The sequence below is a fragment of the Candidatus Hydrogenedentota bacterium genome, from assembly GCA_019695095.1.
Lineage (GTDB): Bacteria > Hydrogenedentota > Hydrogenedentia > Hydrogenedentales > SLHB01 > JAIBAQ01.
Map to the genome: position 1 here is coordinate 64,685 of JAIBAQ010000007.1, position 11,621 is coordinate 76,305.

Genomic DNA, 11,621 nt, shown 5'->3' on the forward strand with positions numbered 1-11,621 from the left:
TGTTAAGGCGGCATTCACGCGTCACAAGACTCCCTGTCTTCCGCATCCTCAAATGGGGTACGATGGTCGCAATTCCCTAACATCGGCTATCGAAATGAAAGGTGTGTGTGATGCGGATTGTGTCGATGACCGTACTGATGTGCGCTTTGGTGGTAACCTCGGCAACAGCCGGCGAATCGCCGCAATTTCGTGGCCCGCACCGCGACGGGCGTTTCGACGAACAAGGCCTGCTCAAGACCTGGCCCGAGAACGGTCCGCCAATGCTGTGGATGGTGCGTGGACTCGGCAACGGCTATTCGTCGCCTTCCGTGGCCGGAGGGAAGATCTATGTTCCGGGAATGATCGATCCTTCTACTGCGGGCATCTTTGTGATCGGCCTCGATGGGACGATTGAACGCAAGATTTCGCTTGGCGCGGAAACCAACGACTCGCAAGCCCCCGGACCCCGTTCCACACCCACCATCGACGGCGACAAACTGTACATGCTCTCCGGACTGGGTGAAGTCTGCTGTATCGATATCCCCACCGGCGAAAAGCGCTGGACCGTCAACATCCTCGAACGGTTCGTTGGTCCGAATATCATGTACACCCTCGCCGAATCCCTTCTCGTAGATGGCGACCGCGTCATCTGCACGCCGGGCGGCCCCGACGCAAGCCTCGTCGCGCTGAACAAGAACACGGGAGAGACGGTCTGGACCATGAAGGGCTTTACCGATCCTGCCTCCTACTGCACTCCCATCATCTATCCGCACAACGGCCGGCGGCTGCTCGTGACCGAGACAGCCAACTTCCTTGTTTGCGGCGACGCGGACACAGGGCAGTTCCTTTGGAAGGTCGAACACTTGACGCGCGACGGCATCCACGCGTGTACACCTCTCTACATGGACGGCCTGATTTACTACACCGGCGGGTACAAGGCAGGCGGCGGTGTTGTACGTGTTTCCGCCGACGGTACCAGCGTAGAACCCGTCTGGAAAGACGAAACCCTCGATTGCCAGCACCACGGCGTTGTGCTCGACAAAGGATACATCTACGGCACCAGCCATATGCTCGGCAATCATCTCATTTGCATGGACATGAAGACCGGGAAAGTCATGTGGACCACGGAGGAGGTGTTGCAGGGCGTTGTCGAATACGCCGACGGCATGCTCTACATCTACGAAGGTCCAAAACGCGGCCTCGTACACCTTGTGGAAGCTAATCCGGAGTCCTTCAAGCATGCCGGTCAATTTGCCGTCACCGAAGGCGACGGCAAACACTGGGCTCATCCCGCTATCGCCAACGGCACGCTCTACATTCGCCACGGTGATGTGCTGTTGGCCTACGACTTGCGCGCCAAACACTAAGTCTTGCCATGAGAACGGTTCACTCAGTATTTGGCCCAGCTAATGGGAAAATATATGCAGGATAGACCGGTACTCGGGAAGAGGTTCATCCTCCGCCTCTTGGTGCGACCCAACAATGCATTTGTATTCTATTTCTGTGTCGTTTCCATATTTATGTTGTCTCCTCATTCGCCGGAACTTGGTATGACGTATGCCCTCATCGGCCCTTGGCTCGCCCTTATCTTGATCTTCTTAACTCTGCCGTTCCTCAGGGCGGTGTTTAAGAACTTGCGAATGGACGAGGCAAAAAAGCGCAATCACGCGATTGAACATGGAACCATTTATTTTCTCCGCAAACGCGTCGGCAAGAAAGCACGCATTGGCGGCAGAGCCTTCGATTCTGGATTTCGCCTTTCCGGTATAAAGAACAAGGCGGATGTTTCGGCTGCCTTTGCGCAGATGATCCAAGCTCTACAGGAAGGTAACTCAAACTGCGTGGTGGCTAATCAATGCGGCTCGATGACGGTCACCGCGCAAGGCCTCTCCGTCTTGCTTCTCACCATCACGTGGCTGTTGGCGGCGGTTATCCGATTCAGTTTCTCTCTGTCCGCTATTGTTCTGGCAGCAAACATCTGCCTATTTGTAGTTCTTCGCTACGTACTCGGACGCTGGATTCAGCGTAGGTACCTGCTCTCAGTCAACTTTGCCAGTGCCGAAATTGTCGCCATAGAACATGTCAAGGATCGCAGGTTTTTCGAGGAGCCATCCACGGTGTTCGTCAAGACAAGAACTTCAGATTGAAACCCGAGCAGTCTCAATCCATGCATAGAAAGTTGAGCTGGCCATTTGTTGGTGGGGCTGTATTGTCCGGAGTTGTCATCCACTAATGAGATTCGTTGCCGGAGATGAAACTCACTGCGAGAGTACTTCAATCGCCGGTCACTTCTCGGTTACTCCCTATCCAGGATCTCGCGAACCTTGCGCACGAGCGCAGTCGGTGAATACGGCTTCTCGATGAGTTCGATGCCTTCTTTCAGCACGAAGTCCGTGTGAATAACGCTCGTGCTGTAACCGCTGGAAAACAGGAAGCGGAGACGAGGGAAGCGCGCGCGAAGCGCGTCATAGACGGCCTTACCGCTCATCTTGGGCATGACGACGTCGAGAAATGCGAGGTCAATCTTATCCGCATGCTTCTCGAAGATCTCGACCGCTTCCTCTCCGTTGGTCGCCAACAAGACGGTAAACCCTGCGCTTTCAAGGATTCGCACCGCAAGTCTCTGCAACATTTCCTCGTCCTCGGCGACAAGAATCGTCTCCGAGCCGCCTCGCGCGGGTTCCAGCACTTCGGACTTCAACGATTTCGTAACGGTTTGATCGAAGCTGGGCAGATACACCTTGAACCGCGAACCCTTGCCCACCTCGCTGTAGACCTGAATCATGCCCTGATGTTGCCGCACAATTCCGTAAACGGTCGCCAATCCCAATCCCGTACCCTTGCCCAGATCTTTCGTCGTGAAAAAGGGCTCGAATATCCGTGCCTGAGTCTCTGCACTCATTCCGCATCCGGTGTCTGTCACACTCAACAACACGAACCGGCCCGGCGAGGCCCAGGCGTGCGCGTTGCAGTATTCTTCGTCAATGGTCACGGACTCGGTTTCAATCGAGATCACCCCGCCCTCTGGCATCGCATCCCGCGCGTTTAGGCAGAGGTTTAGCAGTACCTGCTCCATTTGCCCCCGGTCGGCATGAACGACGCCCAGTTCCGGGCCGTGCGAAACATTCACCTCGATGTCTTCACCGATGACACGCCGCAACATCTTGATCATACCGTTGATGACGCTGCTCAGATCCAAGTCTTCAATTGTCAAAATCTGGCGGCGACTGAAAGCGAGAAGCTGACGTGTCAACGTAGAAGCCCGCTGCGTAGCCTGGAGAATCTCGTCTGTGAATTCGCTTGCTTCACCATCACTCGGAAGCCGATCCCGAAGCAAGCTGCCATAGCCAAGAATCGCTTGCAGGATGTTGTTGAAATCGTGCGCCACGCCTCCGGCCAGTTGCCCAATGGCCTCCATCTTCTGCGCCTGACGATACTGCTCCTCCAACTCTTCCCGCTCCCGGTCGCGCCTCTGTCGAGAGAGGATTTCCCACATCTTATAGAGTAACGTCGAAATGGCCGTGACGTCCGTCTCTGTGTAGTTGGATTTCTTATTGGCTACTATCGCAACCGCTGTGACGCGACCCATCTCGATTGCCGGAACTGCAACATATCGCGTAATCTCCGCATTCCCTGAATCGACCTCGAGCGCTCCGGCGCCTGGCGCCGTGGTCGTGTTACATAAGATGGGTTTCCGCTCGCGGACGGAGTTCTCCCAAAACTCGACGGCGCAGTGTTCCGATTCAACGGGAATACCATCGACGTTGAATGCTCCTTTAGAGCACCGCTGGATGACCATCGACTTTTCGTCTTCACTCAGTATCCCCACAAACGCATGCTCGCTTTGCGTGACGCTCATGAATGCATCGATAGCGAAATCTAGAACCTGGTCCGCTGGCGCGTGCGACAATTGCTGAAGGTCTATCAAGGCCTGAACTCGCCGTGAGTGCGTAGCCAGCGCCTCATGCGTCCGCTTGCGCTCGGTAATATCGCTCACGATGTGGATGGATCCCGCAAATCGGCCCTCCTTATCCAGAACCGGATCCACCGTAATCTCGAACCAGCCCCTCTCGGTCTGGTGTTCCATGCTCTCGCGCCGCAGGCTTTCCCGCACTCGCTGGGTTGGACATCCGACTATGGGCCGATCCGAATTGTGAACGACCTCCCAGCAGTGTTTGCCAATTAACTCGTCGCATGAATACGGAAAGAAGCGTTCCGAGGTCTTGTTGGACCGTACGATGCGTTGCTCCAGATCCAGAATCCACATCGCGCTGTTCGTAGCGTCGAACGTGCGTTGCCATTCGCGTCCAGCTCGGAGCGCGTCTTCCTCCGCGCGCCGGCGCTCGGCTACCTCGCGCTCCAAAGACGCCTTTGTGATCTCCAGTTGCATGAGCTTGTCTTCTAGCTTTCGGATGAGCGCCTCGTTGTATCCTTTGACGTAGGCCGTCTCTTCCAACGCGGATTCGCGCGGCGGTCCTAGTCGCCCAGCTTCGTGATCACTGATTACCTCTTCAATGATCCCCAGCAAGGCCTCCGGTTCTTGCGGTTTAATGATGAACCTATCCGCGCCAAGCCCCAGCGCAAATTCCTCGTCTTTTGCGTCAGTGTACGTAGCCGTGTAGAAAACGAAAGGAATGCTTTTGAGCGTTGCGTCATTCTTCCAATGCCTACACAGCGAATACCCGTCCATGCCGGGCATCAAAATATCCGTAACGATTAAGTTCGGTGGCGTTGTGCGCGCGATCTCAAGAGCCTCCGCGCCTTCCACCGCCACTTGAACCTCATAGCCATGTCCAACCAGCAAAGCTTGAAGCAAGTAGCGATTCTGCTCGTTGTCATCTACAACCAGAAGCCTTGTCATCGGCGCCTCCCCTTCAGGCCCGTTCCTTACGTCACATGCCGCTCAACATCGGCGATAAACGTCTCAGGATTGATCGGTTTCTCAATGTATCCGGTGCATCCCGCCTCCAATGCACGTTCTCGATCCCCGACCATTGCATAGCTCGTCACCGCAATAATGGGCACCCCTGTAATCGCCGGATTGCTCCGCAACGCCTGCGCGACTTCATACCCGTCCATACCCGGTAATTGAATATCCAGAAGAATGAGCGTTGGCGCTATTTTGCCTGCCAAATCGATCCCCTGAAGACCGTCGCGGGCTTGTACGACCTCGTAACCCTTCTTCTCGAGCATGAACGTAACCAAATAGAGGTTCTGCTCATTGTCCTCGATAACAAGCACCTTCTTCTTCACCGTCTACTCCTAACTCTGCGATACGGGAAGCGTAAAACCGAAAGCACTCCCAACTCCCCATTCGCTTTCGGCCCAGATCCGGCCGCCCATCTTTTCGATGAGGCGCTTGCAGATCGATAGGCCCAGTCCCGTCCCCTCGTGGTTCCGCGTCAAGCCCGCGTCAATCTGCCGGAAGGCTTGGAATAGCGTTCCCATGTCTTCAGGCTTAATCCCAATCCCCGTGTCTCGCACCCGAGTAACGAGGTCGCTCCCCTCAATTGTACAATCGACCCGTACGCCGCCCTTTTCCGTGAACTTCAGCCCGTTGTTAATCAGGTTGATGAGTATCTGCTCAAAGCGCCTGCGATCGTTGACCATGTGGTCCACTTCGGGCGAAATGTCCGACGACAAAGTTAACCCTTTTGCCTCCGCCATCGGCGCGACCAGATGCATGACTCTCTCAATCGATTCGCGCGCGTTAAACGGCTTCGCCTCGACCTCCAACTGGCCCGCTTCAATCTTCGAAAGGTCGAGGACATCATTGATGAGCGCCAAGAGATGCCGCGCGCTACCCTGGACCATCTTAAGTTGCTTGGTCTGTTCCGGATTGAGCGGCCCCGGCAACTCCTGCAACACGATCCCCGTAAAACCGATGATTGAATTGAGCGGCGTGCGCAATTCGTGCGACATCGCCGCCAGGAATGCCGACTTAAGCCGATCCGCCGACTCGGCCCGTTCCTTTGCCAACTCAAGTTCCGCAGTGCGCTCCACTACGCGGCGTTCCAACGTGGCATTCAGTTCCCGCACGGCCTTTTCCGCCAATAGACGCTCCGTTATATCGCGCGAAACCACCACCACCTGCGCCACCTGGCCTTGCGCATCCCGAATCACACTGCCCTGAGATTCGATGTGGCGCGGCTTGCCATCCTGATCCACCAAACGGTACTCCAGGCGGTGTCCCTGACCCGTGCGGACCGTCTCTCGAAACGCAGCCTGCACCCTGTCCCGGTCATCCGGGTGGACCTGCTCGAACGATGAAGTTCCCCGCAGACTATCCGGATTCCCAAGAATTCCCCCATAGGAGGGACTGCTATAGAGGCGTTTGCCTTCCAGATCCAGCACCACGACCAAATCGGCGAGGTTTTCCGTGATGAGGCGAAACTGTTCCTCGCTGCGGCGAAGCGCATCTTGCGCCTCTTTCTGCGCCGTGATGTCCGTTCCCACGCTCAGGATTCCCAAGACCTGGCCTTGCTCGTCGCGCGTGATTCTGTTGGTCCACGCAACCCACACCCGCTCCCCGTTGCGCCGCACGTTCTCGTTGACGTTTTGCTCGAAGGCTTTCGGATTCGCGCAGATTTGCTCTATAAGCGGTTTCAGGTCCCGGCCGCTGCTTTCCGTGAGCGGCACAATCGTGCCCACCACGTGGCGTCCCAGGATCTCCTCTGCCGAATAGCCGAAGAATCGCTGGCCGAATTCGTTGAGGAAGGTTATCTTCCCCTCATGTGACCAGCGCAGAATGATGCTGTTCGCATTCTCGACGAGCTCGCGATACTTCTGCTCGTTTTCGTGTAGGGCACGCTCTTTGCGATTCCGCTCCTCAAGCAATACCGCCAGAATCTGCACGGTAAGGCTTGAAACCAGCAGCAACACACATAGCGTGAGCATGCCGCGTACGAGCTCATTCGGCGGAGATGCCCCAAGAGTCTGTGCAACCGCAATCGTTGCGCCCGCCGCGACCAGCGCATTCGCAATGACAACTTCGCGAAGTGTGAACCGGAGGGCTACCAGAATAAGCAGTGGGATGACCAGAATCGTCAGCGCGGGCCACGCGGGGAACGCGGCTCCAAACAGCACCAGACCCGCGGCAAACGCCGCCGCCAAAAGCGCGGCGATTTCCGTTCCCCGTTTCAGTGCCAGGCCCTTGGGCAAGCCATACGACGCAAGCGCGAACAGCACCGGTGCGACAACCACCATGCCTATCGTGTCGCCCAGCCACCAGTGAAACCAGGTTCGCGTGAATCCCGCCGCCGTCACGCTCCCGACGCTCCACAGAGCCACCACTCCGAGGGTCGATGCGGCCAATGCGGAAATTGGGGCCACCCACAACGGAAGAGCAACAATATCGCGTATCCGATCCATTTCGCTTCGGAATCGGATTACCCGCCTAAGTAGCAAGGCGCCTATCCCGGCTTCCAGTGTGTTGCCAATCGCCGCCGCGACCGGGAATAGCCACGGTTCCCCCCCAAGGAGATTCGCCGCCAGCGAACCCAGGAATACACCGGGAACCACGCGTGCGCCCCACAAGGTGATGGCCGCCACGGCAATGCCCGCGGGCGGCCAAATCAAACTCACGCTTCCGTTGGCCACCGCAAATAGCAGTCCAAGCCGGGCAAAAATGACATACGCGCCTGCAACCGCTGCACACATGACGACGGTCTGCCGCCAGTTTCGCCGTTCACGCACGTCTGGACCTCCATTGATGGCAAACTTCGGCACAAAGCCATCGCGAGAATCAAAAGAGGCTTAGGTTGGGCCTGTCAATCTGTCCCCTACGGCCCACATCAGTCGCACGGCACTCCTACTCTTAGGATATATATTGTCGCAGATGCGAAATCGCAATGCCAACCCGATCTGTGGCACGATGGGCGTAACCCGGTATACGCCGGATACAGGTCAAAGGGGGTGTAAATGTCTATCAACTCTGGATCGTCGAGGCTGGCGAGCGGCTCGAAGTCTCATAAGTACTTTTCTTTCAGTCTTTTAGTGATGATGTGCGCCATAACGGCACTAACCGTCTTCGTCACCGAAGCCCCCGTTATGGCCGCCCAGAAGGACGAAAGTGCCCCGGCAAAGGTGCATCCACGCAAGGTTCTTTTTCTCGGCAACAGCATTACCCTCCACGGCCCCAAAGAAGACATCGGTTGGACCGGCAACTGGGGCATGGCCGCCACCGCCGAAGAGAAAGACTACGTCCACCTTGTGACGAAAGCCCTCACGGACCGCTCCGGAGCCGCACCCGAAACCCTCGTCAAGAACATCGCCGACTTCGAGCGCCAGTACGCCACCTTCGATATCAATGCCGGACTCAAAGATGCGCTTGATTTCAAGGCCGACCTCGTCATTCTCGCGATTGGCGAAAACGTCGCCGAGTTGACGTCCCCCGACGTACAGACCAAGTTCAAGGACGCCTTCAAGAAGTTGATCGAGACTCTCCAAACCCGCAGCCACCCCAGGATTGTGGTCCGCAGTTGCTTCCCTCTCATGAAGGCCAAAGACGCCGCCCTCAAACAGGCCGCAGACGAAACCGGAGTCACCTACGTCGACCTGAGCCCCCTCACCCCTGACGAATCCAACTACGCCCGCTCCGAACGCACCATCGCCCACTCCGGCGTCGGCGGCCATCCCGGAGACAAAGGCATGCAGCGAATCGCGGAGGCGATACTGAAGGCGATTGAGTAAGACCGGCCCGCGATGTAACGGGGTTACGAATCTTGTGTTGTGGCAGGGTCTTCGGACCCTGTCATTCTTACGGACCGTGAGGTCTCCAGTCCCCGTGCTTCCGCCAGCATGAGGTTCTCAAGCGTTGCACTCACAGTCCGCGCTTCATCTGTGCCAGGCGCGACACAAGCCGTTCGCGTACCACATACAGTGCCACGAAATCTTGTGAATCGTGTTAATCCTGTCAGTTCTCCTCTTGTCCCTGCGCCCAATTACGTTCGTTCGCGACCATCATTCGCGGCATTTGCCATTTCGTGGTTCTCGCGGTAAGGCCGGCTGGCGGGACTCCTATCGCCGGCTGCCCGCGTTTCCGTACGGCGGCTTGCCCCAAATAGAGAAAACGAACCTGAGACATCCAAAATGGAATCGGCCGTGGTCGTGCGTTACCATGCCCGAAGGTCGCCAAGGGAGAAGGTCCCTTATCGGCGGCAAGACGGGCGTCACGGTTTCAGGGGGGCATTCACATGACGCGGAGTAATTCCGTCCGGAATGAGTTCGGCATTTTTGTTGCACTCTCACTTTTCACGTTCTTCGCTGTACACCTCGCCCGCGCCGAGGCACCTCCTCTGGAACCCTACTCCTCTCGCCCGGCAGACGCCGAGACGGCGTTCGTCGCGCAATGGAAACAGTTCCTCTTGAGGCAAGGCGAGGCCAACGCGGATCGCTACCTTCCCGATCTCCCGTTCTCGTTCAAATGCGGTGAGCGAAGCAGCCGGGAGTGGGTAACCCTCGCCTCGGCGAACATCCAGTCAGGAGAATGGCAGAGCGACAACACGCGCGCCCATGTCTTCAGTTGGACCGATGCCCAGACGTCGCTCTACTGCGAGATGACCCTCACCGAGTTCCGAGATTTCCCCGCCTTCGAGTGGGTCGTCCGAGTTCGCAACGACGGGCAAGCCGACTCTGCGAAGGTGCACGATTTCTGGGGGATTGACACGTATTGGAACGCTCCTGACAACACGATGCCCGTGTTGCACCGTTCCGTAGGCTCCCCAGGTCATGAAGACGACTTTCACTTCATGAGCGAGTTCATGCACAACTCGATGTGGGACAAACGCCGCCGAATCGCCATGGACTCGCCTTCCAACGCAGCTTGGGGACAAGCCCATTCCTATCTCATTCCCAACGACAAACGTTCGAGCGCGGTTTGGCTGCCATTCTTCAACTATCAGACCGGCGGCGATGGCCTCATCACCGGACTCGGCTGGAGCGGAGCGTGGCGGGCCTATTTCGATCATCAGGGCAATGGTAAATCGACCATACTCGCCGGCGTCGAGAACTTCGATTCGATCCTTCATCCCGGCGAAACGGTCCGGTCTACGTTGAATGTGGCGCTCTACTGGCAAGGCGAGTTGCTGCATGGTCAAAACATGTTCCGTAAACTCGTCCTTGAGCATTATTCGCCGCGCATCGATGGCAAGCTCGTCGAGCCGCCGATCTCCGGCGTAGTCTGGGGCGGCATCCCATCAAAAGAACACCTCGAGATCATCGAAAAGCTCAAGCAATACCAAGTCCCCCTGGACGTCTATTGGTTCGACGCGGGCTGGTACGGAACCGGAGTCGTGCCGTCGTACTCGGTGTTCGAAGGCGACTGGGGACCAATGGCCGGAGACTGGCGGCCCAATCCCAATTGGCACAACGGAACATTGAAACCGGTCAGCGATGCCGCACACGCGGCGGGCATGAAGTTCCTCGTGTGGGTGGAACCGTGCCGCGCCCTTCACGGCCGGCCCATCACTCTGGAGCATCCCGAGTACTTCCTGACCGGAAATGCCGACGGCACGATCCGCGACGGACAAACACTCTTGCTCGATCTCGGCAAGCCTGAATCGTTGAAGTGGGCGGTGGACGTTGTTGGTGGATTGATCAGGGACTACAACATCGACTGGTACGAGGAGGATTTCAATATCGAGCCGAATCCGTATCTCGAAAAGGCCGCCGAGCCCGACCGCTGGGGCATGAAGGAGATGCGGTTCATCGAAGGTCACTTTGCCTTCTGGGATACGCTCCTCAAGGAGTTTCCGAAACTGGCGATTCTCAATTGCGCCAGCGGCGGGCGTCGCATCGATCTGGAATCGATTTCCCGTGGCCAACCTCTGTGGCGCAGCGACTACAACTGCTTTCCCGAAGCGACAGCCGAGTCCACGCAGGACCACAGCTACGGCATTCAGTATTGGCTGCCCATTCAGGGGAGCATGATTCGAGGCTGGTCGCTCTACGACACGTATGAAGCGCGCTGTGCCTTGAGTCCGGGCCAGGAGAACGCAATCGTCGCCAAGACAGAGCCGGAGTGGCTACAGCTCAAGGCAAATGTCGTGCAGGCGCTACGCTGCAAGAAATACTTCTTCGGCGACTACTACCCATTGGCGCACGAACAGCGCAGCCCATCCGCGTGGACCGCGTATCACCTGTATCTGCCCGGCGAACAAGAAGGGATGATTGTCGCGCTGCGCCGCGAGAAAAGCGATGTCCCCACCATGACGTTCGATCTTCAGACAATCGATCCCGCGAAGCGATGGAAGTTCGAAGACTACGATTCCGGCCAGACATGGGTCTTCTCCGGAGAACAGCTTCGTAAACATGGTTTCGAGATTGTCATCCCCAACCGTCGCGATTCGCGACTCATCTTCTACTCGGCCGAAGGGGTGGCCAAGGCAGCGACTCCATGAGGATTGCCGGAGCGATACCGCGCTGCCTTCGCCTATCCACCAGCGGAAAGTACAACGAGAAGATACAAATGCCGAATTCGCAATCGATTTGTTGCGGTGACGTGTACCTCAAGCATTTAGTAAGGAGTTTGCTCATGTCGCGCTTCGTCATAGCTCTTGGCGTTGGGTTGGTGCTCGTGTCGGTTACCACGTTGGAGGCGTTTGCTCAGGCGCCCGGTGTGGTGGTGTATCCCGCGCCTCCGG

7 protein-coding genes are annotated in these 11,621 nt (G+C 57.1%); 4 read left to right on the forward strand and 3 right to left on the reverse strand.

Annotation, left to right across the window (positions count from 1 at the left end; translation table 11 throughout):
- Positions 1-125 precede the first annotated feature (125 nt).
- Together K1Y02_02495 and K1Y02_02500 are read left to right on the forward strand one after the other, a co-directional pair.
- A complete protein-coding gene (locus K1Y02_02495; GenBank protein ID MBX7255205.1) occupies positions 126-1,346 on the forward strand; it encodes a PQQ-like beta-propeller repeat protein in 1,221 nt (406 codons plus the stop codon).
- Positions 1,347-1,529: 183 nt separating this feature from the next.
- Entirely contained in the window at positions 1,530-2,126 is a 597-nt protein-coding gene (locus K1Y02_02500; protein MBX7255206.1) for a hypothetical protein, read from the forward strand.
- Between the two features lie 149 nt (positions 2,127-2,275).
- On the opposite strand, the gene K1Y02_02505 is transcribed toward K1Y02_02500, so the two are convergent.
- From K1Y02_02505 to K1Y02_02515, 3 genes are read right to left on the reverse strand one after another with little or no spacing between them, the layout of a single operon-like run.
- Positions 2,276-4,840 carry a response regulator gene (locus K1Y02_02505; protein MBX7255207.1) on the reverse strand — a complete coding sequence of 855 codons (2,565 nt, stop codon included), beginning with the start codon at positions 4,838-4,840 and terminating at the stop codon, positions 2,276-2,278.
- Between the two features lie 26 nt (positions 4,841-4,866).
- On the reverse strand, positions 4,867-5,232 hold the full coding sequence (locus tag K1Y02_02510) for a response regulator (GenBank protein ID MBX7255208.1): 366 nt from the start codon (positions 5,230-5,232) through the stop codon (positions 4,867-4,869).
- A 9-nt stretch (positions 5,233-5,241) separates the two neighbouring features.
- Positions 5,242-6,876 (reverse strand): PAS domain S-box protein, encoded by a 1,635-nt coding sequence (locus K1Y02_02515; protein ID MBX7255209.1) that lies wholly within the window; start codon positions 6,874-6,876, stop codon positions 5,242-5,244.
- Between the two features lie 1,104 nt (positions 6,877-7,980).
- Here K1Y02_02515 and K1Y02_02520 point away from each other — a divergent pair.
- Positions 7,981-8,670, forward strand: a complete 690-nt coding sequence (locus K1Y02_02520; protein ID MBX7255210.1) for an SGNH/GDSL hydrolase family protein — start codon at positions 7,981-7,983, stop codon at positions 8,668-8,670.
- 503 nt (positions 8,671-9,173) lie between these two features.
- Positions 9,174-11,378, forward strand: a complete 2,205-nt coding sequence (locus K1Y02_02525; protein ID MBX7255211.1) for an alpha-galactosidase — start codon at positions 9,174-9,176, stop codon at positions 11,376-11,378.
- The last annotated feature ends 243 nt before the right edge of the window (positions 11,379-11,621 follow it).